Source organism: Saccharopolyspora sp. NPDC050642, from assembly GCF_040654735.1.
GTDB classification, from domain to species: domain Bacteria; phylum Actinomycetota; class Actinomycetes; order Mycobacteriales; family Pseudonocardiaceae; genus Saccharopolyspora; species Saccharopolyspora elongata.
In genome coordinates, this window is record NZ_JBFAIN010000003.1 from 62720 (window position 1) to 88385 (window position 25666).

The 25666-nt window shown below is 70.9% G+C and carries 22 protein-coding genes; 9 read left to right on the plus strand and 13 right to left on the minus strand.

Features of this window, described 5'->3' with window-relative positions; all coding sequences use genetic code 11:
- Positions 1–56 precede the first annotated feature (56 nt).
- On the plus strand, positions 57–890 hold the full coding sequence (gene fdhD / locus AB0H93_RS07035; protein ID WP_358568691.1) for a formate dehydrogenase accessory sulfurtransferase FdhD: 834 nt from the start codon (positions 57–59) through the stop codon (positions 888–890).
- Positions 891–1043: 153 nt separating this feature from the next.
- Entirely contained in the window at positions 1044–2375 is a 1332-nt protein-coding gene (locus tag AB0H93_RS07040) for an MFS transporter (protein WP_358568694.1), read from the plus strand.
- Here AB0H93_RS07040 and AB0H93_RS07045 read toward each other — a convergent pair.
- Complete coding sequence (locus AB0H93_RS07045) at positions 2334–3029, minus strand: helix-turn-helix domain-containing protein (protein WP_358568697.1); 696 nt, start codon at positions 3027–3029, stop codon at positions 2334–2336. The genes AB0H93_RS07040 and AB0H93_RS07045 overlap by 42 nt on opposite strands.
- A gap of 129 nt (positions 3030–3158) precedes the next feature.
- Here AB0H93_RS07045 and AB0H93_RS07050 point away from each other — a divergent pair, with 129 nt between their 5' ends.
- Both AB0H93_RS07050 and hpaB read left to right on the plus strand, forming a co-directional pair.
- Entirely contained in the window at positions 3159–3674 is a 516-nt protein-coding gene (locus tag AB0H93_RS07050; protein ID WP_358568700.1) for a flavin reductase family protein, read from the plus strand.
- A 100-nt stretch (positions 3675–3774) separates the two neighbouring features.
- Positions 3775–5226, plus strand: a complete 1452-nt coding sequence (hpaB, locus tag AB0H93_RS07055; protein WP_358568703.1) for a 4-hydroxyphenylacetate 3-monooxygenase, oxygenase component — start codon at positions 3775–3777, stop codon at positions 5224–5226.
- Positions 5227–5239: 13 nt separating this feature from the next.
- Here the strand turns inward: hpaB and AB0H93_RS07060 are convergent, their stop codons facing one another.
- Positions 5240–5824 (minus strand): TetR/AcrR family transcriptional regulator, encoded by a 585-nt coding sequence (locus AB0H93_RS07060; protein ID WP_358568706.1) that lies wholly within the window; start codon positions 5822–5824, stop codon positions 5240–5242.
- A gap of 49 nt (positions 5825–5873) precedes the next feature.
- Between AB0H93_RS07060 and AB0H93_RS07065 the strand changes: the two genes are divergently transcribed.
- Positions 5874–6701 carry an alpha/beta hydrolase gene (locus tag AB0H93_RS07065; protein ID WP_358568708.1) on the plus strand — a complete coding sequence of 276 codons (828 nt, stop codon included), beginning with the start codon at positions 5874–5876 and terminating at the stop codon, positions 6699–6701.
- 22 nt (positions 6702–6723) lie between these two features.
- On the opposite strand, the gene AB0H93_RS07070 is transcribed toward AB0H93_RS07065, so the two are convergent.
- From AB0H93_RS07070 to AB0H93_RS07080, 3 genes are all read right to left on the minus strand, one after another.
- Positions 6724–7506: a DeoR/GlpR family DNA-binding transcription regulator gene (locus AB0H93_RS07070; protein WP_358568711.1), complete on the minus strand. Its 783-nt coding sequence runs from the start codon at positions 7504–7506 to the stop codon at positions 6724–6726.
- Between the two features lie 209 nt (positions 7507–7715).
- Complete coding sequence (gene pdxA / locus AB0H93_RS07075) at positions 7716–8708, minus strand: 4-hydroxythreonine-4-phosphate dehydrogenase PdxA (protein ID WP_358568714.1); 993 nt, start codon at positions 8706–8708, stop codon at positions 7716–7718.
- Positions 8705–9898 carry a four-carbon acid sugar kinase family protein gene (locus AB0H93_RS07080; RefSeq protein WP_358568717.1) on the minus strand — a complete coding sequence of 398 codons (1194 nt, stop codon included), beginning with the start codon at positions 9896–9898 and terminating at the stop codon, positions 8705–8707. Before AB0H93_RS07080 ends, pdxA begins: the two co-directional genes overlap by 4 nt.
- A gap of 270 nt (positions 9899–10168) precedes the next feature.
- Between AB0H93_RS07080 and AB0H93_RS07085 the strand changes: the two genes are divergently transcribed.
- From AB0H93_RS07085 to AB0H93_RS07095, 3 genes are all read left to right on the plus strand, one after another.
- Positions 10169–12145, plus strand: a complete 1977-nt coding sequence (locus AB0H93_RS07085) for a translation factor GTPase family protein (protein ID WP_358568720.1) — start codon at positions 10169–10171, stop codon at positions 12143–12145.
- 310 nt (positions 12146–12455) lie between these two features.
- Positions 12456–14027, plus strand: coding sequence for a BCCT family transporter (locus AB0H93_RS07090; protein WP_358568722.1), 1572 nt, complete (start codon positions 12456–12458; stop codon positions 14025–14027).
- A 163-nt stretch (positions 14028–14190) separates the two neighbouring features.
- Positions 14191–14316 carry a hypothetical protein gene (locus tag AB0H93_RS07095; RefSeq protein ID WP_358568725.1) on the plus strand — a complete coding sequence of 42 codons (126 nt, stop codon included), beginning with the start codon at positions 14191–14193 and terminating at the stop codon, positions 14314–14316.
- A gap of 3 nt (positions 14317–14319) precedes the next feature.
- On the opposite strand, the gene AB0H93_RS07100 is transcribed toward AB0H93_RS07095, so the two are convergent.
- The 8 genes from AB0H93_RS07100 to AB0H93_RS07135 all read right to left on the minus strand — a co-directional run bounded on the left by AB0H93_RS07100 (position 14320) and on the right by AB0H93_RS07135 (position 24026).
- Entirely contained in the window at positions 14320–18270 is a 3951-nt protein-coding gene (locus tag AB0H93_RS07100; protein ID WP_358568728.1) for a HAMP domain-containing protein, read from the minus strand.
- Between the two features lie 17 nt (positions 18271–18287).
- The gene (locus tag AB0H93_RS07105; RefSeq protein ID WP_358568731.1) at positions 18288–18944 is read right to left on the minus strand and encodes a response regulator transcription factor; all 657 of its coding nucleotides are present in this window, start codon (positions 18942–18944) and stop codon (positions 18288–18290) included.
- 133 nt (positions 18945–19077) lie between these two features.
- Positions 19078–19497 (minus strand): CBS domain-containing protein, encoded by a 420-nt coding sequence (locus AB0H93_RS07110; protein ID WP_358568734.1) that lies wholly within the window; start codon positions 19495–19497, stop codon positions 19078–19080.
- A gap of 293 nt (positions 19498–19790) precedes the next feature.
- Positions 19791–20921 carry an N-methyl-L-tryptophan oxidase gene (solA, locus tag AB0H93_RS07115; RefSeq protein WP_358568737.1) on the minus strand — a complete coding sequence of 377 codons (1131 nt, stop codon included), beginning with the start codon at positions 20919–20921 and terminating at the stop codon, positions 19791–19793.
- A 93-nt stretch (positions 20922–21014) separates the two neighbouring features.
- Positions 21015–21779: an amino acid ABC transporter ATP-binding protein gene (locus AB0H93_RS07120; RefSeq protein WP_358568741.1), complete on the minus strand. Its 765-nt coding sequence runs from the start codon at positions 21777–21779 to the stop codon at positions 21015–21017.
- Complete coding sequence (locus tag AB0H93_RS07125) at positions 21776–22633, minus strand: amino acid ABC transporter permease (protein ID WP_358568744.1); 858 nt, start codon at positions 22631–22633, stop codon at positions 21776–21778. Before AB0H93_RS07125 ends, AB0H93_RS07120 begins: the two co-directional genes overlap by 4 nt.
- A 21-nt stretch (positions 22634–22654) precedes the next feature.
- A complete protein-coding gene (locus AB0H93_RS07130) occupies positions 22655–23578 on the minus strand; it encodes an ABC transporter substrate-binding protein (RefSeq protein ID WP_358568747.1) in 924 nt (307 codons plus the stop codon).
- Between the two features lie 184 nt (positions 23579–23762).
- Entirely contained in the window at positions 23763–24026 is a 264-nt protein-coding gene (locus AB0H93_RS07135; RefSeq protein ID WP_358568750.1) for a hypothetical protein, read from the minus strand.
- A 137-nt stretch (positions 24027–24163) separates the two neighbouring features.
- Between AB0H93_RS07135 and AB0H93_RS07140 the strand changes: the two genes are divergently transcribed.
- Complete coding sequence (locus tag AB0H93_RS07140; RefSeq protein ID WP_358568753.1) at positions 24164–25666, plus strand: glycosyltransferase family 39 protein; 1503 nt, start codon at positions 24164–24166, stop codon at positions 25664–25666.

Genomic DNA, 25666 nt, shown 5'->3' on the forward strand with positions numbered 1-25666 from the left:
ATTTGTCCGAATAGTGAAGCTCATGTGATCAGTAGCACCTGGATGGGTGATGCCCGGTGGGCCGCGTGACTAGCAGACGACCTGTCATCAGCCTCCGCGACGGCGCGCGCCGGGCACGCCCGGACACGCTCGTCACCGAGGAGCCGCTGGAGATCCGCCTCGGCGGGCGACCGCTGACGATCACCATGCGCACGCCCGGCGACGACTTCGACCTGGCGGCCGGATTCCTGGTCTCCGAGGGCGCGGTGCGCCGCACCGGCGACCTGCTGGGCATCCGCTACTGCGCGGGCGCGACCAGCGAGGGCGCGAACACCTACAACGTGCTCGACGTGGCGCTCGCGCCCGGCACGGCCCCGCCGGAGATCTCGTTGCAGCGCAACTTCTACACCACTTCTTCCTGCGGCGTCTGCGGGAAGGCGAGCCTCGACGCGGTCCGCACCGTCGCGACCTGGCCGGTCCGCGACGATCCCGCCCCGCTGGACCCGGCCGTGCTGATCGCGCTCCCCGACCGATTGCGCGCCGCGCAAAAGGTTTTCGACCGCACCGGCGGCCTGCACGCCGCCGGCCTTTTCGGCCTCGACGGCGAACTGCTGTGCCTGCGCGAGGACGTCGGGCGGCACAACGCGGTCGACAAGGTCGTCGGCTGGGCGCTGCGCGAGGACCGGTTGCCGCTGTCCGCGACGGTGCTCGTGGTCAGCGGCCGGGCGTCCTTCGAGCTGGTGCAGAAGGCCGTGATGGCCGGAATCCCCGTGCTGGCCGCCGTTTCCGCGCCCTCGTCGCTGGCCGTGGACCTCGCCGCGGAATCCGGCTTGACGCTGGTCGGATTCCTGCGCGGCACCAGCATGAACGTCTACGCCGGGGCGCACCGCTTGAGGCTGGTGCCGGCATGAGAGCCCTGTGTCAACCTCAGCCCTCCTCAACCGCACCCCAGGGGACCGTGACGCAAACCAGCCACGAGAAACCACGTAACGGGAGATTGGGCTGAACGCAACCACCACTGTGAATCGCGGAGAGGCGGACCAGTCATGAGAGGGCGGTGGACGATGATCGGCTTGCACACGCCGAACCTCGAGGTCCGCGACCACCACGGCCGCAGGTACCGGGTGGGCGAAGTGCCACGAGAGCTCATCGGGCGTTCCCGCGCGACGGTGCTGTGGCTGTGCTGGCTGCCGATGCTCCTCGTCGGAGCCATGCAGTACGCCTACGGCGCGGCGGTTCCCGCGCTGGCCGCCGGCGGCCACGACACCGGCAACTTGTTCTGGTCGCTGGCCGGATGGGCGGTTTTCCAGGCGGGCGCCGGATTTCCAGTGGCGCACCTGCGGCAGCGCGACCGCGCCGGCCCGCGCTCGGCGATGATCGCCGGCGCCTTCCTCTGCGCGCTCGGCGTGCTGAGCCTGGCGCACGCGCACGCCTTTCCTGGCCTGCTCGCCGGGTACTCCGTGCTCGGCGGCACGGGCGCCGGGCTGGTCTACGCCGCGTGCACTTCGACGGCGGCCAAGTGGTTCCCCGAGCGCGCCGCCTCGCGGGTCGGGTTCGTCACCGGAGCATTCGCGTACGGATCGGTGCCGTTCGTCCTCGCCCTGCTCACCGGGCCGTGGAACGTGACCGCGGCGCTGGACGTCTTCGCGCTCGTGCTGTTCGCCGCGGTGCTCGGCTGCGGCTTGCTGCTGGCCGACCCGCCGCGGCACTGGTGGCCTGCGCACCTCGATCCCCGCGAATGGGCCCTGGCCCGCACCAGACCACCGGCAGCGCGGCAGTACTCGGCGGCCGAGGCACTGCGCACGCCGGTGCTCCCGGTGATGGCGGCGTGCTTGTTCTGCGCCGCAACGGTTTCACTGTTCAACGCGGCGTTCCTGGTGCTGTTCGCCGCCGCTCTGGCGCCCGCTCCGGCCGCCGCAGCGTTCGTCGCGACCAACGGCGCCGGGCGGGCGCTGGCGATCCCGATCGCCGACCGGATCGGCTGCCGGCGCACGCTGCGCTGGGTGGTAACGGTCCAGGCCATCGGTCAGGTCCTGCTGCTGGCAGCGGTTTCGCAGGAATCGGTCGCGCTGGTGATCGCCGGTGCGACGGCGGCGGGGATCGGCGGCGGCGCGTTCTACCCGCTGTTCGCCGCGCTGGCCCGCGAGTACTTCGGCGAGCAGCGCAGCGCCGAGGTGCACGGGCTGGTCTACAGCGCGAAGGCGCTCAGCGGCGTGGTCGGCATCGGTCTGGCCGCCATCGTCGTCGCGCAGTGGGGATCCCCGGCCGCACTGCTGGCCGCAGCGGTGCTTTCGCTGATCGCTTCGGCCTTGTGCGCAGCGCTGCGCCGCCCCGGCCTGCCGAAGACGCTGCCGTCACCCGACCTGGGCACCGATCGCGTTCGCGGCGGCCTGTAGCCGCTCCGCCAGCTCGTCGGGCTCCCGGTCGCTCGACACGTAGACCACGGCCACGGCCGCGCAGGAACCGCGCGACGGGATCGGGACGGCCACCGAGGAAAGGCCCGGGATCACCTCGTCCCGGCTCGTCGCGTACCCCCGCCGACGGGCCTCGGCCACGCGCGCCGCGACGTCCTCGCCCAGCCCCTCCGCCCCCAGCAGCACGAGCAGCGCGACACCCGGCGCGCCGTGCTCCAGCGGATGCCGGGTGCCCGGGTGCTCGGCCACGGTCCCGGCCGCGCGCCGGGGTTCGACGCTGGCGAGCGTGATGCACTCGCCGTGGTCGTGCACCACCACGAAGCTGGTCATCGCCAAATCCGCTGCCACGGCGGCGAGTTCGGGCACCGCGACGCTCTGCAGGTCGCGGGCGACGCCGTGCGCCAGCACCGCCAGTCCCGCGCCCGGCGCGCAACGCCCGGCGGAATCCCGCGCCACCAGGCGGTGATCCTCGAGGGTGCGCACGATCCGGTAGACGATCGAGCGGTGCACGCCGAGGTCCGCGGCGATTTCGTCGATGCTGCGCGGTCGTTCCGCCGCGGCGAGCAGCTCCAGCACCTGGATGCCGCGCGACAGCGTCTGGGACCGCGCCCCGTCGTTCTTCGCCCGTTCGACCATGTCGGCGAACATAGCCGCCCACCCCTTGTGCCGCCGCTCACACGCCACTAGCGTTCCAATAGGGAACATCGAATTCGATTATAGAACACTACGCTTCGGAACGCGGTCGAGCACGAGGTGGTGGTCGAGATGCCAAGACCGGAAACGGCGCGTTCACCCGACGATGTCCACCACCGCCGATTCCGCTCCTGCCTCGGGAGGTTCGCCACCGGCGTCGCGGTGGTCGCCTTCGACGGCGCGACCGGGCGGCACGGCTTCACCGCCAACTCATTCACCTCCGTGTCGATGGACCCGCCGCTGGTGCTCGTGAGCGTTGCGCGCGCCGCCAAGGCGCACGGCGAGCTGCCCGGCCGGCCGTTCACCATCAACGTGCTCGGCGCGGAGCAGCAGGCGCTGGCCATGCACTTCGCCGGGCGGCCGCAACTGGAACCTGCTTGGCTGGACGCGGGCGCGGCCCCGCGACTGGCGGGCGCGCTGGCCCACTTCGAGTGCCACCCGTGGCAGACCTGCGAAGCGGGCGACCACACGTTGCACATCGGCGAGGTCGTCGACTTCGACTACCGCGGCGGCGACCTGCTCGGCTTCGCGGCCGGCCGCTTCGTCACCATCGCCGAACCCTCCCTCGGCCTGGAACACCTGCTCTGAACAGATTTCTCGTAGCGGTGCGAGTGGCGGCTCCCCTGCGGGAGTTGCAGACACCGCCTGCACCGCGGGAACCCCGACTCACGCATGACCTGGAGGAACCATGGGCGCTCGTTCAGGACGGCAGTACCTCGACGACCTCGCGCGGCGGCGCATCCACGTCCAGATCGACGGCGACACCACCATCGGCGGCACCCCGGACCACCCCGCGTTCGCCGGCGTCGCCCGCAGCTACGCCGAACTGTTCGACATGCAGGTCAGCCCCGAGTTCCGGGACGTGCTCACCTACCCGTCGCCGACCTCCGGCGACCGGGTGGGCACCTCGTTCCTGGTGCCCGAGAACGCCGCGGACCTCGCCAGGCGACGCGAGGCGTTCCGCACCTGGGCGAACCGCTCCTTCGGCATGCTCGGCCGCACCGGCGACTACCTGAACAGCTCGCTGATGGCGCTCGGCCGGGCGAAATCCTGGTTCGCGCAGGCCGATCCCGCCTTCGGCGAGAACATCGAGCGCTACTACCAGCAGGTCCGCGAGGAAGACCTGCTGCTCACCCACACGCTGATCCCGCCGCAGATCAACCGGAGCGTCAGCGGCGGCCAGCAGGGCGGCGGCGCGCTGATGGCGCACGTGGTGCGCGAGGACGACAACGGCATCGTCGTGCGCGGCGCACGGATGCTGGCCACCATCGCCCCGATCTCCGACGAGCTGCTGGTGTTCCCGTCCACCGTGCTGCGCGGCACCCCCGAGGACGAGCCCTACTCGTTCGCCTTCGCCATCCCCACCGACACCCCGGGCCTGCGCTTCGTGGCGCGCCAACCGCTGCACGGCAACCGCAGCGCGTTCGACGAGCCGCTGGCGTCCCGGTTCGAGGAGAGCGACTGCGTCGTGGTCTTCGACGACGTGCACGTGCCCTACGAGCGGGTGTTCGTGCTGCGCGATCCCGAGCTGTGCAACGGTTTCTACTCGCGGACCGGCGCGACCACCCACATGACGCACCAGGTGGTGACGCGGACGGTGGCCAAGAGCGAGTTCTTCCTGGGGCTGCTCTCGGAACTGGCCGACGCCATCGGCATCGACGGCTTCCAGCACATCCAGCAGGACATCGCCGAGGTGATCAGCGCGGTGGAGATCGGCAAGGCCCTGCTGCAGTCGGCGGAGTCCCAGGCGACGACGAACGAATTCGGCGTGCACACCCCGCTGTGGGCGCCGCTGAACACGGCCCGCAACTGGTACCCGAAGGCGTCGCAGCGGTTCCCGGAGATCGTCCGCAAGTTCGCCGCCAGCGGCCTGATGGCGCTACCGGGCGAGCAGGACGTCTTCGGCGCGGCGGCGGCGGACGTGCAGAAGTACTTGCAGGGCAAGGCGATCGACGGCCCGGAGCGGGTCCGCCTGTTCAAGCTGGCCTTCGACGCCAGCGCCTCGTCCTTCGCCGGCCGCCAGAACCTCTACGAGCACTTCTTCTTCGGCGACCCGGTCCGGATGGCGGGAGCCCTGGTGAGCACCTACGACCGAACGGACCTCCGCAAGCGGATCCAGGACTTCCTGCACCGCGACTGACGCGCGGGCCGGCCTACCCGTCCGCCGCGGCCGCCACCGGCAGCGACGCCACGTACGCGGCCATGGCGCGACCCGCGGCGAGCAGGGGCTCGGTGCTGCGCTGCCCCCTGGCCAGGAGGAATCCGCCTTCCAACGCGGACAGCAGCGCGTACATCGCGGCGCGGGCGTCGGCATCGGACAGCCCCCTGCTCGCCAGGTAGCGGCCGCCCTCGTCGATCCACGAGGCGATCACCTCGTCCGCGACCTCGCGCAGCTGCGGCTCGACGTCCGCGATCTCGCCGGTGACGGTGCCGACCGGGCACATGTTGGCCCAGCCCGTCTGCGCGAGGTCTTCGGCCGCGGCGGCGAACGCCGCCTCGATCCCGGTGGCCAGGTCGGCGTGCCGGTCCAGCAGGAGCGGCAGCAGCTCGATGTAGGTGGCGCCGGTCTGGCGCAGCGCGGCGGCCGCGACGTCGCGCTTGCCGCCCTTGAAGAAGTGGTAGATCGAACCGGTGGGCGCCCCCGATGCCTTGGCCAGTTGCTGGATCCCGGTGGCGGCGTAGCCCTGCACCCGCAACAGCTCCGCCATCGCGTTCACGATTCGCTGGTCCGTCTTCACCCCAGCATGGTAGAACGGTCTCTCTAGAATGACCATTCTAGGAGGCGGCATGCGCAGCATCGAGATACCGGCGGGCACGGTCGAGTACGACGAGACGGGATCCGGGCCGCCGGTGGTCCTGCTGCACGGGCTGCTGATGGACCACACCGTGTGGGATCGCGTGCTCCCGCTCCTGCCCGGCGGCCTGCGGATCGTGCGGCCGGTCCTGCCGCTCGGCGCACACCGGCGGCCGATGAACCCGGGCGCGGACCTGACCCTGGCCGGGCAGGTGCGGGTGGTGGCCGACTTCCTCGAAGCGCTGGACCTGGACGACGTGACGCTCGTGCACAGCGACTGGGGAGGCGCTCTGCTGCTGACCGCGCGCGGCCTCGACCACCGCGTGGCGCGACAGGTCTTCCTGCCGTGCGAGGCGTTCGACAACTTCCCGCCCGGGCTGCCGGGCGCGATGGTGAAGCTCGCGAGCCGGGTGCCCGGTGGCCTGCGGTTCGCGGCGCGCCAACTCCGGGTGGGCTGGTTGCGCGGGCTTCCGCCGCTGTTCGGCCAGATGGCGCGGCGCCCCGTACCGGACGACCTCGTCCGACGCTGGACCGATCCCCTGCTGCGCGACCCAGGAGTGCGTCGCGACCTCCTCGCCTACTGCCGGGGCTCGTTCGACGGGCCGAGCCTCATCCGGGACACCGAGGCGTTGAGCCGGTTCCGGGGCGAAGCGCTCGTGCTGTGGTCGCCGGACAACCGCGTCATGCCCCCGGAGCACGGCCGCCGCCTCGCCGCCCGCATGCCCCGCGCCCGCTACGCGGAGGTGCCCGGCGCGTACGTGCTCTCGATGCTCGACGAGCCCGAAGCGGTCGCCCGCGAGCTCGGCGAGTTCCTCATCTGACTCATTGCCAACGGTTTCCGCCTCACACCACGACGATCTCGGCGCCCGGCAACGCCCGGAACGGCGCCAGGTCGTCGTCGGTCGCGCCGTCGTCCGTCACCAGCGTCCACATCGCCGGCAGCGGGGCCCAGGCGTTGAACGGCGCCGCACCCAGCTTGCTGCTGTCGGCGAGCACGAAGACCTCGCGGGCGCGGGCCATCATCTGCTCCTTCAGGCGGGTCTGCAGGAGGCTCGCCTCGCAGATGCCCAGCCGCGGATCGAGGCCGTCCGCGCCGAGGAAGACCTTGTCGGCCGTCAGCCGGGACAGGGTGAGCTCCGCCAGCGGTCCGACGAAGCCCTGGCTGATGTGCCGCATCTCCCCCGCCAGCGCGATCACCTGCACCGCGTCGGCGTCGGCCAGCTCCGTGAGCACCGGGATGCCGTTGGTGATCACCGTCAGCCCGGCGCGGTCGCGCAGGTGGTGGGCGAGGCGGCCGGTGGTCGTCCCGGCGTCCAGCAGCACCGTGTCCGGCGCGCCGATGCGCGCCGCCGCCCACCGCGCGATGCGGTCCTTCTCCGCGGTGGCCAGCGCGGTGCGCTGACCGAGCGACGGTTCGGTCGCCGTCGCGGGCATCGCGCCGCCGTAGGTGCGGGCCAGCTTGCCCTGCTCGGTCAGCAGCGAGAGGTCGCGGCGGATGGTGGACTGGGTGACCGCCAGGGATGCCGCGAGCTCCTCCACCTGCACCGCGCCCTGCTCGGTCACCAGCCGCTCGATCAACGCGCGACGCTGGCCCGCGGACATCCGCTGCCCGAAATCAGTGCTCACCCCGCCATCCTTTCAAAAAGGAAGTTCTTGGTAGTAATCCGCGTAGCGGTGCAGGTAGCGGAACCTCAGAGGCCTTCTCGCTCCGGGATCCCCGACTCATGCATGCCCAGCTGGGGCTGTCCTCGCCAGAAGACCTCTGAGAACCCGCGGCGGTGCAAGCTGGGTCCCACGCTGCAAGCGGCTACCGCCGCTTGCAAAACAGACCAAGGTCAGGGGCGGCGGGCGAGTGCCGCGCCCTGGCGCAGGGCCTCGACCAGGCTGCCCGCCTCGGCTCGGCCGGTGCCCGCGATGTCGAAGGCGGTGCCGTGGTCCACCGAGGTGCGGATGACCGGCAGGCCTACCGTGATGTTCACCCCGGCCTCCAGCCCGAGGATCTTCACCGGCCCGTGCCCCTGGTCGTGGTACATGGCCACCACCAGGTCGAAATCCCCCCGGCCGGCGCGGAAGAACACCGTGTCGGCGGGCAGCGGCCCCTGCGCGTCGATGCCGTCCGCGCGGCAGGACTCCAGCGCCGGGACGATCTTCTCCTCCTCCTCGCCGCGACCGAACAGCCCGTTCTCCCCGGCGTGCGGGTTGATCCCGCACACCGCGATCTTCGGCTCCGCGATGCCGGAATCGACCATCGTGCGGTGCCCGCGGCGGACGGTGCGCTCCACCAGGCCCGGATCGATGCGCTCGATGGCGTCGACCAGCCCGATGTGGGTGGTCACGTGGATGACCCGCACCTTGCCGGTGGACAGCATCATCGACACCTCCGGAACGCCGCACAGCTCGGCGAGCAGCTCGGTGTGCCCGGGATAGCGATGCCCCGCGGCGTGCAGCGCCGCCTTGTTCAGCGGCGCCGTGCAGATCGCCTGCACCTCCCCGGCCATCGCCAGCTCGGCGGCCTTGGCCACGTACCGGAAGGCGCCCTCACCGGCCACTTCGGACAGTTCGCCGAACGGCAGGTCCGCCGGGATGATCCCGAGGTCCAGCACGTCGATCACGCCCGTCTCGCCGGTCGCCTCCGCCGGCGAGCCGACGGTCTTGAACCGCACGTCGATGCCGCAGATCTCGGCGGCCCTCGCCAGACGCGCGGCGTCGCCGACCACCACGCAGCGGGCCAGCCCGCGCACCTCGGGCTCCACGAGCGCGCGCACGACCACTTCGGGTCCGACGCCGGCCGCATCGCCCATCGTGACGGCAATGGTGGGCAGGTTCATCCGAGTCCCCTTCCGGAACGCACCGCCGTGATGGCCCGGTGCAGCGTCTCCGGCGTGCCGAAGCCGCCGGCCTTGGTGATGACGTAGCCGGGCTGCGGCTCGGTGCGCGCGAGCACCACGCCCGGTTCCAGTTCGTTGAGCAGCCGCAGGCCTGTGACGCCGCGCCTGCTGAGCACCGCGCGAGCGGTCTCGCCGCCGGTGAGCACGAGCAGCTCGGCGTGTTCCGACGCCGGTGCGCAGACTTCGGCCAGGGCGGTGTTGACGCGGCGGGCCGAGCCGGCGTCGACCGGGCCGTCCACGGTGACGACGACGTCGCCGGTGGCCAGCTCGTCGCGCAGCTGCTCGGCCATCCGCGCCAGTGCGGCGGCGTTCGCGTCGAGCAGGTTCCGGACCGGTAATCGGCGGGTGTGCGGGACCCGCTCGGCCAGGAAGTCCGCCTGTTCGCGGGAGACGTCGTTGGCGCTGCCGACCACCGCCAGCACGCGGCCGCCGACCGGCGGCGGGGGCTCGACCTCGCGGCCCGGCCGCAGCTGCTCGGCCAGCGCATCCGCCAGCCCCGCCGAGCCCACCCAGTACGGCAGGCGACCGCCGGCCGTCCCGGCCGTCACCACGGCCCGCAGGTCGTTCTCGGCCACGGCATCGCAGATCACGACGTCGGCCTCGGCGAGCAGTTCGGCGAGCTTCGCCCGCAGCGCCGCCGCGTTGCCGCGGATCGACGCGAGTGCCACGTGCCGCACCGCCAGCGGCTTGAGCGCCGAGGCGATGTCCACGGGCGGATCGGTGACCTCCGCGGCCCAGGAATTGGTGTGGTGCAACGCGATTCCGCCGATGTGGACGACACCGCCCAGCACCGTGCGCCCGGTCGCCGGGGACGCCGGGCACAGCAGCACCCCGGCGCCGTCGGCGTGCTCGACGAGCGCGCCGATCTCGGCGGCGAGGTTCCCGCGCAGCGTCGAGTCGATCTTCTTGAACACCACCCGCCCGGCTGCGTGCCCGCGCAGCGCCGCCGCGACGCGCTCGGCCGCCTGCACCGGTTCGAGGTGTCGGCTGTCGGTGTCGGCGACGAACACCTCGGCGTCACCGGTGTCATCGAGGGCCAGCAGTGTGCGCATTTCACGCAACGCGAAGGGAACGCCGGAATCACCGGCACCGCTGAGGTCATCGGCCACGACCAAGACTCGCGATCCCATGATCACCTGCTCTTCCGTTCGCCGGAACACATCCGGCCGCCCGTCGCGCGGCCGGCGCCGCGAGCTACACGATAGTGATCGCTGCGCGAATCACGCAATAGTGCGCAGGAATGATGAGCGCAACGCGCAGGACATCGAAAATCGATTGCCGCGCGGTCCTGCCCTCTGCTGCAATCCCGGCGAACCGAGACGAAGGAGAGACCCACATGCGCCGAGCTGCCGTGGCCACCCACCCGGTAATGGCCATCCACGCAGAGGACATGAAGCTCAGTGCACACTTTGAACCTGGGGATCCTGGCGCACATCGACGCGGGTAAGACGAGCCTGACCGAACGGCTGCTGCATTCCGCCGGCGTCATCGACGAGATCGGCAGCGTCGACGACGGCAGCACGCAGACCGACTCGCTCGCGCTGGAGCGGCAGCGCGGCATCACGATCAAGTCCGCGGTCGTCTCGTTCGTCGTCGACGACATCGCGGTCAACCTGATCGACACACCCGGTCACCCGGACTTCATCGCCGAGGTGGAACGCGTGCTGGGCGTGCTCGACGGGGCCGTGCTCGTGGTCTCCGCCGTCGAGGGCGTGCAGGCCCAAACCCGCATCCTGCTGCGAACCCTGCGTCGGCTCGGCATTCCGACGCTCATCTTCGCGAACAAGATCGACCGCCGCGGCGCGACGTACGACCAAGTGCTGCAAGGCATTTCCGCGAAGCTCACGCCGGCGACCGTCCCCATGGGACGCTTGCGCGATCCCGGCACTCCCGGCGCCGAGTTCGCGCCGTTTGACGGCGCGGACGCCGAATTCACCGCCAGGTCGACCGAAGTGCTCGCGGATCACGACGACGACTTCCTGGCCGAGTGGCTCGACGCCGGAACGGCCCTGCCCTACCCGCGGATCCGCCGGGAACTCGCCGCGCAGACCAAGCGGGCGCTGGTGCATCCGGTGTACTTCGGCTCCGCGGCCACCGGCGCGGGCGTGGGCCCGCTGATCGCCGGGGTCCGGGAGTTACTCCCGACGGCCGATGGCGCCGCAGACGGGCCGCTTTCCGGCACTGTGTTCAAGGTCGAGCGCGGCCCCGCCGGGGAGAAGCTCGCTTACGTGCGGATGTTCTCCGGGACGCTGAACACGCGCGACCGGCTGCGGTTCCGCGGCGGCGACGCGGCGAAGGTGACCGCCATCAACGTCTTCGACCGGGGCGGCGCGGCCCGCCGGGCATCGGTCGCGGCCGGTGAGATCGGCGTGCTCCGGGGGCTCGCCGATGTCCGGATCGGCGACGCGGTCGGCGAACCCCGAGCCGGGACGAACCACCGGTTCGCGCCGCCGACGCTGGAAACGGTGATCTTCCCACGCCGCAGGGCCGACCTCGGGGCGCTGCACCTCGCGCTCACCCAGCTCGCCGAGCAGGACCCGCTGATCGACCTGCGGCAGGACGACGTGCGGCAGGAGATCTCCGTCTCGCTCTACGGCGAGGTCCAGAAGGAGGTCATCCAGTCGACGCTGGCCGACGAGTACGGCATCGACGTCGGATTCCGGGAAACGACCACGATCTGCATCGAGCGCCCCACCGGCGCCGGCACGGCGGTCGAGATGATCGGCAAGGGCGGCAACCCGTTCCTCGCGGGGATCGGGCTGCGGGTGCAGCCGCACCCGGGCGTGGACTTCCGGCTGGAGATCGAGCTCGGGTCGCTGCCGTCGGCGTTCATCAAGGCCGTGGAGGAATCCGCGCGCGAGACGCTGCTCCAGGGCATCCACGGGTGGCAGGTGACCGACTGCCTGGTCGCCATGACGTACTCGCACTACCTGGCCCGGCAGAGCCACTCCCACGGCACCTTCGACAAGTCGATGTCCAGCACCGCGGGTGACTTCCGCAACCTGACCCCGCTGGTGCTGATGAGCGCGCTGCAGGACGGCGGCACGGAGGTGTCCGAGCCGCTGCACCAGTTCCACCTGGAGCTCCCGGCCGACGCGCTCGGCACGGTGCTGCCCGTGCTCGCGCGACTACGCGCCGCGCCCGGGACGACGACGATGCGCGGTTCGTCGTGCTTGCTGGAGGGCGAGATCCCAGCGGCGCGGGTGTACGAGCTGCAGCAGCAGCTGCCGGGACTGACGCGCGGCGAAGGTGTGCTCGATTCCGCTTTCGACCGCTACGAACCGGTCCGCGGCGAGATCCCGACCCGCCCCAGGACGGACCGAAATCCATTGGATCGCAAGGAATATCTGCTGCGGCTGCGCGTGGCGGGACGCTGACGACCGGCCGTGTGCTCCGCCACACGGCCGGTCGCCTCCACTGTGGTCGCACCCGGGTGCGGTATAGTTCTCGTTTCGGCGGCGGGCTTTTTCCGCGCGGCAGTTGCCCGGGCCGCCAGCATCGAGGTCCGACGGGACCTCCGGCCGCGATCTCCGACAGGAAGAGCCTCCGCAAAGCCTCCACCTCTGCGCCCGCCGTCGCACGCGCTCCGCGCGTCCGGGGTGCTTCCCCTCACTCTTCCCGCTCGGGTCGCTGCGCCGGATGCGCGCGCCCGGGCCGGGTCCGAACCTTTCCACTGGAGTCGACCTCATGGCACGAGCCAGCACGCCCCCGGCCAACCGGCTGGGCGCGGTCTTCTACACATCGGTGGCGCTCTGCGCCCTGTTCGTCTGCTGGGCCACCCTGTTCACCGACAGCCTCGACGCGGTCACCGGCGCCGCGCTGAACTGGATCACCGGCTCGTTCGGCTGGGTCTACCTGGTCGCCAGCCTGGCGATGCTGGGCTTCCTGGTGGTGCTGGCCACCACGCGCTACGGCCGCATCCGGCTGGGCGCCGACACCGACCGGCCGGAGTTCAGCACGCTGAGCTGGCTGGCCATGATCCTCGCCGCGGTGATGGGCATCGGCCTGGTCTCCTACGGGGTGTCCGAGCCGATCAGCCACTTCGTGACGCCGCCGCACGGGCTGGCGCAGCCGGGCACCAAGCACGCGGCAGTGGTCGCGATGCAGTACTCGTTCTTCGACTGGGGCCTGCACGCCTGGGCGATCTTCGCGGTGTTCGGCATCGCGCTGGGCTACTCCACCCACCGCAAGGGCCGCAAGGGCCTGGTCAGCCCGATGCTGCGGCCGCTGCTCGGCGACCGCGTCGAGGGCCCGCTCGGCAAGGCCATCGACGTGCTGGCGATCTTCGCGACGCTGTTCGGCACGACCACGTCGCTGGGGCTCGGTGCGCTGCAGATCAACGGCGGGCTGTCCAGGCTATTCGGCATCCCGGGCGGCACCGGCACGCAGATCCTGATCATCGCGGTCGTCACGCTGCTGTTCACCATCTCCGCGATCACCGGGCTGCACAAGGGAATCCGGTTCCTCAGCGAGACCAGCATGGGCCTGGCGGTGCTGCTGTTCGGCTTCGTGCTGCTGCTCGGGCCGACCGGTTTCGTGCTCAACCTGCTGGTGGAGTCGCTCGGCCAGTACGCAGGCGACTTCATCCCGATGAGCCTGCGCACCGGGATCTTCGGCGAGCTGGAGTGGATGCAGAGCTGGACCTACTTCATGCTCGCCTGGTGGATCTCCTGGGGCGCGTTCGTCGGCGTGTTCCTGGCCCGCATCTCGAAGGGCCGCACCATCCGCGAGTTCGTGATCGCCGTGCTCGGCGTGCCCAGCGCGGTGTTCTTCCTCTGGTTCACCGCCTTCGGCGGTACGGCGATCTTCGAGGACGCCTTCCGCGGCGGGCAGGTGGCGCAGGCCGCCGCGGCGGACTCCAACAACGCGATCTTCGCGATGCTGGAGACGCTGCCGTGGCCGACGATCACGTCGCTGATCGCGATGGCGCTGGTGCTGCTGTTCTTCGTCTCCGGCGCGGACGCCAACACCTTCGTGCTGAGCATGCTGTCCTCCGACGGGCACGCCCGGCCGCGGACGTCGGTGCTGGCGTTGTGGGGCGGGCTCACCGGCGTGACCGCGATCGTGCTGCTGGTCGCCGGCGGGCTCGACGCGCTGCAGAACACGGTGATCGTCACGGCCGCGCCGTTCGTGCTGGTGATGCTCGCGCTGGCGGTCTCGCTGTGGCGGGAGCTGCGTCAGGACCCGCTGATCGCAGCGGCGCCGGAGAAGAAGGAACCGGTGGCGGTCGGGACAGTGCCGAAAGACCCGGAAGTGTGACGTTCGTCGGCCGCCAGGGGCCCTGGAACGCCCCTGGCGGCACACCGGCAACAGCCGCCCCGGCCGTTGCCCGGTAGGACGGCCCCGGGCCGTCGGCCGGTCTTCCACCTGCGGTTATGGTGGTCGGCAACAGCCTGCGAGCTATCAGAGTTGGGACACCGCCATGGCTGATCCACACGGCATCGATCACTTCGACGCGACGTTCGCGCGCGACCTCGCCTGGGCCCAGCGGCTCCGCGAGCAGCTCGCCGAAATGCCGACGATCGAAGAACCGGAGCAGGTCGACTGACCCTCAGCCCTCGGTTTCGGGGGCGCGGCCGGCCGGTAGGTGCTCGGCCAGCAGCTCCAGGAGCCTGCCGACGTCGACCGGCTTGCTCAGGCACTCGTTGGCGCCCGCCGCGATGCTCGCCTCCCGGTCGCCCTTCATCGCCTTCGCCGTGATCGCGACGATCGCCAGGTCCCGGTGGCGCGGCATCTCCCGGATGATCCGGATGGTGGCGTTGCCGTCCATCTCCGGCATCATCACGTCCATCAGCACGATCACGATGTCGCCGTGCTGCTGCAGGGCGTTCAGCCCGGCCAGCGCGTTGTCCGCGTGCACCACCTGCAGGCCGTGCTGCTCCAGCAGCAGCGTCATCGCCTGCACGCTCCGGTAGTCGTCGTCGACGACCAGCACCTTCTCCCCGTTGAACTGCAGTGACGCGTGTTCCTCCGGCTCGTCGGTGTGCAGCATGTGCTGGTGGCCCTCCTGCCGGATCAGCTCGGTGGACCGCATCGGCGGGTCGATGCCCTCGGCCGACACGTCCAGGCTGCTCTCCGCCGCGCTCGGCACGTGGGGGCGCGGCAGGCGTTCCGGCTCCACCCGTTCGACGAGCTCCGCGGGCCTGCCCAGCGGCGGCTCGACCGGCAGGTACAGCGTGAAGGTGCTGCCCTCGCCGGGCTCGCTCTGCACCTGGAGTTCGCCGCCGAGCAGCGTGGTCAGCTCGCGGCTGATGGACAGGCCCAGGCCGGTGCCGCCGTACTTGCGCACCGTCGTGCCGTCCACCTGCTGGAACGCCTCGAAGATCAGGTTCAGCTTGTCCGCCGGGATGCCGATCCCGGTGTCGCGCACCGAGAACGCCAGCCGCTGCCGGGCGTGGCGCAGTGCCTGGGTGTGCACCTCGGAGGGCTGCGCCGGGCGGATCCGCAGCTCGACACCTCCCCGGTCGGTGAACTTGACCGCGTTGGACAGCAGGTTCCGCACGATCTGCTCCAGCCGGTTGCGGTCGGTGCGCAGGGTCTGCTGCACCGACGGAGCCACGGAAACCCGGAAGTCCAGGCCCTTGTCCGCCGCCAGCGGCCGGTACAGCGACTCCACGTGCGCGGCCAGATCGGCCAGCTCGACGTCCTCCGGCAGCAGGTGCATCTGACCGGCTTCCACTTTGGACAGGTCCAGCACGTCGTTGATCAGCTGCAGCAGATCGGTGCCCGCCTGGTGCACGGTCTTGGCCAGGTCCACCTGCTGCGAGGTGAGGTTGCCCTCCATGTTGTCGGCCAGCAGCTTGGCCAGGATCAGCACGCTGTTCAGCGGGGTGCGCAGCTCGTGCGACATGTTGGCCAGGAACTCCGACTTGTAGGCGGAGGCCTGCGACAGCTGCCGGGCCCGCTCCTCCAGCTCCTGCCGGGCCTGCTCGATCTCGATGTTCTTCAGCTCGATGTCCCGGTTGCGACTGGCCAGCAGCGCCGCCTTCTCCTCCAGTTCGGTGTTGGAGCGCTGCAGCTCGGTCTGCTGCTGCTGCAACTGCTCGGACCGCGCCTGCAGCTCCTTGGCCAGGTGCTGGGACTCGGCCAGCAGCGCCTCGGTGCGCGAGTTCACCACGATCGTGTTGACGTCGACGCCGATGGTCTCCTTCAACCGTTCCAGCAGGTCCAGGTGCACCGGGGTGAACGCGTTGACCGATCCCAGCTCGATCACCGCCAGCACCTCGCCCTCGAACAGCACCGGCACGATCGCCACGTTGGTGGGCGCGCTGCCGCCGAGCCCGGAGCTGATCCGGATGTAGCCCGGCGGCGCGTCGCTGACCAGGATCGACTTGCGGTCGGCCGCGACCTGCCCGACCAGCGACTCGCCCAGCTCGAAACGCAGCGGCGGGCGGCCGTTGCGGTCGCTGGGGCGGCCGTAGGCGGCGGTGCGCTCCAGGATGCTGCGGCCGTCCTCCCCCGCTCGCCGCAGGAAGAACGCGCCGTACTGGGCCGACACCAGCGGCGCCAGCTCGGTCATGATCAGCTGGGCGAGCGCGTCCAGGTCGTGCTGGCCCTGCATCAGCGCCGAGATCCGGGCCAGGTTCGTCTTCAGCCAGTCCTGCTCCTGGTTGTCCTTGGTGGTCTCCTTGAGGTTGCTGATCATCGCGTTGATGTTGTCCTTGAGCTCCGCGACCTCGCCGGAGGCGTCCACGGTGATCTGCCGGGTCAGATCGCCCTCGGTGACCGCGGTGGCCACCTGCGCGATGGCGCGCACCTGGGTGGTGAGGTTGAGGGCCAGCCGGTTGACGCTCTCGGTCAGCCGCCGCCAGGTGCCGGAGACATCGGCGACCTCGGCCTGGCCGCCGAGCTTGCCCTCGGTGCCGACCTCGCGGGCCACCCGGGTGACCTCGGCGGCGAACGCCGACAGCTGGTCGACCATCGTGTTGATGGTGGTCTTGAGCTCCAGGATCTCGCCGCGGGCGTCGACGTCGATCTTCTTCGACAGGTCGCCGCCGGCCACCGCGGTGGTCACCTGGGCGATGTTGCGCACCTGGTTGGTCAGGTTGCGGGCCATGATGTTGACGTTGTCGGTGAGGTCCTTCCAGGTGCCCGCCACGTTGGGCACCCTCGCCTGGCCGCCGAGGATGCCCTCGGTGCCGACCTCGCGGGCGACGAGCGTGACCTGCTCGGCGAACGCGCGCAGCGTCTCGACCATCCCGTTGATCGTCTCGGCCAGCGCGGCGACCTCGCCCTTGGCCTCCACCATGATCTTCTTCGACAGGTCGCCGCGCGCCACCGCGGTGGTCACCTGCGCGATGTTGCGCACCTGGATGGTCAGGTTGTCGGCCATGATGTTGACGTTGTCGGTGAGGTCCTTCCAGGTGCCCGCCACGCCGTGCACCCGCGCCTGGCCGCCGAGCTTGCCCTCGGTGCCGACCTCGCGAGCCACCCGGGTGACCTCGTCGGCGAACGCCGACAGCTGGTCGACCATCGTGTTGAGGGTGTTCTTCAGCTGCAGGATCTCGCCGCGGGCGTCCACGTCGATCTTCTGCGTCAGGTCGCCCCGGGCGACCGCGGTGGCGACCTGCGCGATGTTGCGGACCTGCACGGTGAGGTTGTTGGCCATGAAGTTCACCGAGTCGACCAGCCCGCGCCAGGTGCCGGCCGCGCCGGGCACCTCGGCCTGACCGCCCAGCCTGCCCTCGCTGGCCACCTCCCGGGCCACCCGGGTGACCTCCTCGCCGAACGCCGACAGCTGGTCGACCATCGTGTTGATGGTCTCCTTGAGCTCGCGCGTCTCGCCGGAGACCTCGACGGTGATCTTGCGGGTCAGGTCGCCGGCGGCGACCGCCTTCGCGACGTGCGAGATGTCGCGCAGCTGGCCGGTGAGGTCGGCGGCCATCGCGTTGACCGTGTCGGCCAGGTCCCGCCAGGTCCCCACCAGGCCCGGCACCTGCGCCTGGCCGCCGAGCTTGCCCTCGGTGCCGATCTCCCGCGCGACCCTGGTGATCTCCTGGGCGAACAGCGACAGCTGGTCCAGCATGTCGTTGACGGCCCCGCTGAGGCCGGCGAGCTCGCCGGGCAGGGCGGCGTCCGCGGCGCGGCGCGGCATCCGCTGCGACAGGTCGCCGCGGGTCAGCGCCCCCAGCACCCGGTTCAGCTCGGCCATCGGCGCCAGCAGGGTGCTGATCATCCCGTTCACCGAGTTCGCGGCGACCGTCCAGCCGCCGTGCGAGGAGCCGTCGAAGTCGATCTGCGGGATCGGCCAGTCGCCCCGCTCCGCGGCGACGCCGACCCGCTGCAGCTCGCCGGCCAGGAACTGGTTGCGCTCGGCGAGCTCGTTGAACACCGTGGCGATCTCGGTCGCCAGGCCGCCACCGGAGAACACCAGGCGGCGGCGGAAGTTGCCGTCCCGCAGCTCGCGCAGCCCGATCAGCAGGCGCGTCAGCAGCACTTCATCGCTCTCCTGCCCGGCGAGGGCGAGCTCCGCGGACGGGACGTTCGACGGCTGTGACGACATGACGGCCTCCGCCCCGCTCAGCGCTTGCCGCGCGAATCGCGGTCCAGCCGCAGCTCGGTGGCCAGGACCGCGGCCTCGCTGCGGTGCCGCATGGCCAGCTTCGCCAGCATCTGGGACACGTAGTTCTTGATGGTCTTCTCGGCGAGGAACATGCGGCTGGCGATCTCCCGGTTGGTGAGCCCCTCGCCGATCAGTTCCAGCACCTGCCGCTCGCGGGCGGTCAGCTCGCGCAGCGGGTCGGTCTGCTCCTGCTCGCGGCGCAGCCAGGCCAGCATCGCCTCGGTCTTCTTGGGGCTCAGCAGCGACTCCCCGGCCCCGGCGGTGCGGATGGCGGTGACCAGCTCCTCGCTGACCACGCCTTTGAGCACGAACCCGGCGGCGCCGGCCATGATCGCGTCCATCAGGGCGTCGTGGTCGTCGAAGGAGGTCAGCATCAGGCAGCGCAGCTCGGGCAGCTGCGACTGCAGTTCGCGGCACAGCTCGACGCCGTTGCCGTCGGGCAGCCGCACGTCCAGGACGGCGACCTGCGGCTGCGCCCTCGGTACCCAGGCCAGCGCCTCGGCGACCGTCGCGGCCTCGCCGACCAGCTCCAGGTCGTCCTCCGCTGCCACCAGCGCGGCGATTCCCCGCCGGATCACATCGTGGTCGTCGACCACGAAGACGCGTGTGGTCATCTGGTATCCCCGCCCCCTTCGCGCCGAACTCCTAGGGAGGGCACTGACCAGGATAAATAGCTCGTCTGCGGGGCGCTGGCCGGAACGCGCCGGAGCCGGCGCCCGGCCGCGACCGGGCGCCGGGCGAGGGAGCTCACTTCATCGCGTAGACGCTCTCCACGAAGTGCGCCAGCTGCTCGTCGGTCAGGTGCCGGGCGAGGTCGGCCTCGCTGATCATGCCGACCAGCCGGTGGTCGGCGATCACCGGCAACCGCCGGATCTGGTGCTCCTCCATCATCGAGAGCACCTTGCCGACGTCGGAGGCGGCGTCGACCCAGTACGGCTTGCCCTGGGCCAGCTCGCCGGCCTTCATCCCGGCGGGGTCGCGGCCTTCGGCGCAGCAGCGCAGGACGATGTCGCGGTCGGTGATGATGCCGTGCAGCCGGTCGTCCCGGCCGCAGATCGGCAGCGACCCGACATTCAGGTCGCGCATCATCTGCGCGGCCTTGTACAGGCTGTCGTCCTCACCGATGCATTGAGCCCCCGCATGCATGATGTCGCGCGCAGTGGTCATGGCTGATCCTTTCGACTGCGGTGCTGGGCTGCCCTCGCACTACCCGCCCCGGTCCCCGGCGAAACCGCCGCCCGCTCCGTCCCGCTGCCACAGGTCAGGCGGAATGCCCGGAGCACGCGGGTCGTCTGCGGTGTCCCCGCCCGACCGGCACCCGCGGTACCTCGGAGGTGACCGCCAGGTCCGCGCGGCCCGGGCTCCGAACGTCGCGGAGCACGAACCGGCGCCCGGCCGATGCGCCCGGAGCCAGGAGGAGGCGACCGCTGTCGGCTGCCCGTTGCATGCGGGGCACGGCCTCAGAACCGTTCCGGCGCAAGGAATTCCGGTAGGCCGGCCTTGCCGGTCACCGCGTCGGTCACCATCGCGGCGATGCCGGGCGCGTACTTGAAGCCGCGCCCGGAGTGCCCGGTGGCCAGCACGACCCGTCCATCGCCGATGCGGCCGACCAGCGGCTTGCCGTCGGTGGTGAACAGGTCGGTGAACGCGTCCGTCCGCACCGGCTCCGGGTGCAGGCCCGGCAGCATCTGCCGGACCGCGCCCGCGATGGTGCGGATCTCGGGGAGGCTGTGCCGCCGGTCGACCGCCGCCGGTTCCGGCACCGGGTGCGAGGTGACCGCCCCGGCGACCTTCACCATGACACCGTCCACTGTGGGCGTTCCGTAGACGTGCACGTCGCCGTCGTGGTGGATGAAGATCGGGAAGCGCTCCGGCCGGTAGTCGTCGATGGCCTCGGTCCCGAACCAGGAGAGCAAGACCCGCCGGGGCTCCACCGCCGCGGCCAGCGCCCCGGGCAGGAACCGCGATGCCCACGAGCCCGCGCACACCACGACTTCACCGACCCGATGCGTGCCACCCGTGGTGTGCACCAGAACGCTGTCGCCGTCCTCGGCGATGTTGGTGACCTCCGTGTAGCGCAGCACCTCCGCCCCTGCCCCTTCCGCTACCCGGGTGGCGCTCAGCACCGCCTGCTCGCAGCGAAGGAAACCGGCCTGCTCGTCGAGCACCGCGACCTCGCCGTCGCGCAGCCGGTGCTGCGGATACCGTTGGGCGGCTTCGTCCCTCGACAGCACCTCGACCGCGACCCCGGTCTCGCGAGCGCTCTCGACCAGCCCGGAGATGTAGTCCTCCGCGGGGTCGCCGATCGCCAGACCGCCGCACTGCGTGAGGATGCCGTCCCCCGACTCCGCTTCGAGTTCCCGCCACAGCCGCAGCGAATCGCGCAGCAGTGGCACGTACTGCGCGCCTTCGGCGTAGGCGAGCCGGAACAGACGGGTCTCGCCGCCCACCGCGCCGCGGTCGTGGCCGGGCGAGAACTGCTCGAAGGCCAGCACGTCGACTCCGCGGCGCGCCAGCTGCCAGGCGAGCATGCTGCCGATCGTGCCGGTCCCGATGATGCCGACCTGGGCGTCCAGGTTGCTTGCGGTCATTCTCTCAGCCCCTGTCCGTGAATTTGCACCGGATGGTCGAACCCCGCGATTCCGATGGAGATCAGAGGTCCGATTTCAATGGAGATCGCAGGGTCAAAGCACCTTCGACAGGAACGACCTGGTGCGTTCGTGGCTCGGGGCGGCGATGATCTCGCGCGGGTCGCCGTGTTCGACGATGGTGCCCTCGTCCATGAAGACCAGCGTGCTGCCGACCTCGCGGGCGAAGCCGATCTCGTGGGTGACCAGCAGCATCGTCATCCCGTCGGCGGCCAGGTCGCGCATGGTCGCCAGCACCTCGCCGACCAGCTCGGGGTCCAGCGCCGAGGTCGGCTCGTCGAACAGCATCACCTTGGGGCGCATGGCCAACGCCCGGGCGATCGCCACCCGCTGCTGCTGCCCGCCGGAGAGCTGGCCCGGGTAGGCGTCCTCCCGGGCCGCCAACCCGACCCGTCCCAGCAGCTCGCGGGCGCGCTCGCGCACTTCCTCGCGCGGTTCCCGCTTGACCCGGCACGGCGCCTCCAGCAGGTTCTCCAGCACCGTCATGTGCGGGAAGAGGTTGAAGCGCTGGAAGACCATGCCGATGTCGGCGCGCTGCCGGGCGATATCGCGCTCCGGCAGCTCGATCAGCCGGTTGCCCGACCGCCGGTAGCCGATCCGGGCGCCGTCGACCTGCACCTCGCCACCGTCCACCCGCTCCAGGTGGTTGATGCAGCGCAGCAGCGTCGACTTGCCGCAACCGCTGGGGCCGATGATGCAGCACACCTCGCCGGAGTCGACCTCCAGGTCGATGCCGCGCAGCACCTCCACCGAACCGAACGACTTGCGCACGTCCCTGAGCTTCACCAGCGGGGTGCTCACGCGACGGTCCCCTTCCCGTAGTGCCGTTCGACGTAGTGCTGCGCCACGGTGAGCACCGATGTCATCGCGAGGTACCACAGCGCGGCGACGATGAGCAGCGGCATCGTCTGGTATGTGCGGGAGTAGATGACCTGCGCGCTGTGCATCAGGTCCATCGCGCCGAGCACGCTGACCAGCGAGGTGTTCTTCAGCGTGGCCACCGTCTGGTTCGCCGTCGGCGGGATGATGATCCGCATCGCCTGCGGCAGCACGATCCGGCGCAGGATGTGCAGCTTGCCCATGCCCAGCGCCTGCGCGGCCTCGGTCTGCCCGCGGTCCACGCCGAGCAGGCCGCCGCGCACGATCTCGGCCATGTAGGCGGCCTCGTTGAGCGCCAGCCCGAGCACCGCGGCGACGAACGGGGTGATGAACACGTTGGCGTTGCCGGAGATCAGCACCGGGCCGAACGGGATCTTCAGCTCCAGCACCGGGTACAGGGCCGAGAGGTTGAACCAGAAGATGAGCTGGATCAGCAGCGGGGTGCCGCGGAAGAACCAGATGTAACCGGCCGCGGCGCCACTGATCAGCTTGCTCTGCGACTGCCGCATCACGGCCAGCACGATGCCCAGCAGCAGCCCGGCGACCATGGTGATCGCGGTCAGCTCCACGGTCAGCAGCGCACCTCCGGCGATGGACCGCGCCGTGAGGTACTCCGCGACGACGTCCCACTTGTACTGCTCGTTGGTCACCAGGCTGGTCAGCAGCGCCGCGCCCAGCAGCACCAGGACCGCTGTCCCGACGATTCGCCACGGCCTCGGGCGCTTGACGATCACCAGCCGGCCGGCCTCGCCGACCGCTGCGTCCACTGTGGTCATGAGCGGGGTTCTCCTCGCTGGTCAGGAAGCCGGGGTTTCCACGACGGGGTCGACGATCGCGTTGGCGTCCATCCCCCAGCGGTGGAAGATGCGCCGGTAGCCGTCGTTCTCCATCAGCGTGCGCAGCGCGGCCTGCACCGCCGGGGTGAGGTCGGAGTCCTTGGGCAGCCCGATGGTGATCGCGCTGACGTTCAGCTCGCCGATCAGCTCGAACGAGTCCGGCGCCTGCGTCTGGGCGTAGGCCAGCACCGGCGTGTCGGCGAACACCGCGTCGACCCGGCCGCTGTCCAACTGCAGCAGCGCATCGTTCTGGCTGGGCAGGATGACCGGCTCGATCGGGTCGGTACCCTTGCAGGTCCGCTCGCTGAGCTCGGGCAGCCGCTGGGACTCCTGGATCGAGCCCTGCTGCACGGCGACCTTGAAGCCGCACAGCCGCTCGGTGGACAGGCCCAGCGGATTGCGGGTCTTGACCGCCAGTCCACTGCCCCAAGAGCCGTAGCGGACCATGTCGAGCGTCTCCAGGCGCTTGGCCGTGGGCGACATGCTGGAGATCGTGAAGTCGTAGCGCTTCGCCTGCAGTCCCGGGATGATCCCGTCCAGCGGCACGTTGTGCAGCGTCACGGGGATCCCGAACAGGCGTCCCATCGCCCGCGCCAGGTCGGGGTTCAGCCCGACGATCGTCGTGTTGTCCTCGGCGTAGAACTTGGTCGGCGCGCTGGAGACGTTCATGACCACGTTGAGCGTCCCGGCCTCGCGGATCCGCGCCGGCAGCAACGCGGCGACGGCCGGATCGGCGGCGAGACCGTCGAACGTCTCGTACTTGGGCCCGTCCGCGGTGCCCGTGACGTTCTCGTCGGGGTTCGTGCAGCCGACGGCGGTCAGCGACACCACCAGCGCGCCGACGACGAGCTGCCGCAGTCGGCGGGCGGCGGGCAGTGAGGGCATGCGCACTCCAGATGGCTGCATCGGCGAAGATCCCGGCTGGCGGGTGCGGCCCGGCTCGGCGGGAGTGGAACGTATATTGAATCCAACTCCGGTTTGGCCGCAAGACCTCCAGCGCGAGTCATCGCGCCCGCGGGCGACAGGAAGACTTGCGCTCGAACCCAGATTTCCCTTGTGGACGGTTGCGTCAGTACTCGTGCATGTACCGGTCGAACGCGACGTTGGCCGCCGCCCACTCGTGGGTGATCAGCTCGGTCGGCACGTCCGGCCGCGGCTCGGCGTCCACGGTGACGACGAACCCCGGCTCGGAGACCCGGCGGCGCAGCTGCACCAGGCACCCGCCTGCCGAGCGGCCGAACCGCTCCCCGTTGTCCTTGGACTCGACCTGGCCCGGCTGCAGGCGGACAGGTCGTCGTTCGGGTTTTCCGCCATGTGCCCGTTTGTAGCCCAATCCGGCAATCCCGGCACGCCGTCGCCTGCCGGTTCGAACAGGCGTGCCCTCGCCGCGCGCGGGAACCCGAGATCGGCACCGCGGCCCGGTACCGCAACTAAACTGCGTCGCGAAACGCGCGATGTCAGGGGGGGCAGATGAGCGCGAGTTCCGGCACCGCCGCCGCGGAGACCACCGACCGCATCCCCCGCGCCCTCCCGCCGTTCGCCCGCGCCGCGGTGCCGGTCGTCGCCGCGGCGACCCTCGCGCTCCTGCTCGCCCTGACGACCCGCTACGACTACGTCACCGACGAGCTCTACTTCCTGGCCGCCGGGAGGTACTACCCCGACTGGGGGTACATGGACCAGCAGCCGCTGGTCCCGCTCCTCGCCGCGTTCCTGGACCGGGCGTTCCCCGGTTCCCTGTTCGCCTTCCGGCTCCTCCCGGCCGTCGCCACGGCGCTCGGCGCGATCGTCACGGCGCTCATGGCGCGGGAGCTGGGCGGGAGCCGGCGGGCCCAGGTCCTCGCCGCGGCGGCGTATCCGCTCTCGCCGTGGATCCTGCTCAACGGCCACTGGCTCACGGCGTCCACAATGGAGCTGCTCCAGTGGACGACCATCCTCTGGTTGCTGACTCGCTGGGCGAGGCTCCGGCACGGCGGCGTCGACCGCGACCGGCTGCTGCTCGGCATCGGCCTGATCACCGCCCTGGCGGTGCAGACGAAGTTCCAGGTGCTCGTGCTGATCGCGGCGCTGCTGGTGAGCATCGCGATCAGCGGCCCGAGATCCCTCTTCGCCCGGCCGGCGCTGTGGCTCGCCGCGGCGATCCCGCTGGTCACGGCGGTCCCGACGCTGTGGTGGCAGGCCCGCCACGGCTGGCCCGCCCTGGCGATGGGCACCGCGGTGAACAACGAGAACGACCGGCTGCTCATGGTGCCGACCGCGCTGTTCTACGCGGGCCTGCTGGTGGGCGCCGCGTGCTGCTGCTACGGCGCCCTCCGGCTCCTGCGGGCTCCGGAGCTGCGGTCGTTCCGGTTCCTCGGCTGGGCCGCGATCTCGGTGTTCCTGTTCTTCCTGGCCGCCGGCGGCCGGCCGAACTACGTCGCGGGCCTGTTCGGGCTGCTGTTCGCCGCGGCGGCCACCGGCTTGCAACGCCGCACCGGAAAGCTGCTGTGGCCCGCCTACCTGCTCTCGGCGGTCCTGCCGCTGTCGCTGCTGCCGGTCTACCCGCTGGGCTTCCTGGCCCGCCATCCCGAGCTGCCGAGCTACGTCCGCCTCTACGAGACCGGCTGGCCCGAACTCACCGAAGCGGTGGCCCGCGCCTACCGAGCGCTCCCGGCCGAGCAGCAGCGCCGCACGGCGATCGTCGCCGAGAACTACTACCTGGCGGGGGCGCTCGACGTCCTCGGCCGGAAAGCGGGCCTGCCCCGCGTCTACAGCCCGCATCGCGGCTACTGGTTCTTCGGCGCACCACCGGAAACCGCTGACTCCGTGCTCTACGTCGGGAGCAGGAACCCGCTTTCGGTCCACTTCGGACGATCGCGGGAACTCGGCGAGGTCGAGACGGGCCTGGTGAACGTGGCGGAGGGCAACACGATCACGCTCTACCAGGACCCGTTGCAGCCGTGGCCCGCGCTGTGGCCGCGAATCCGCACGATCTGA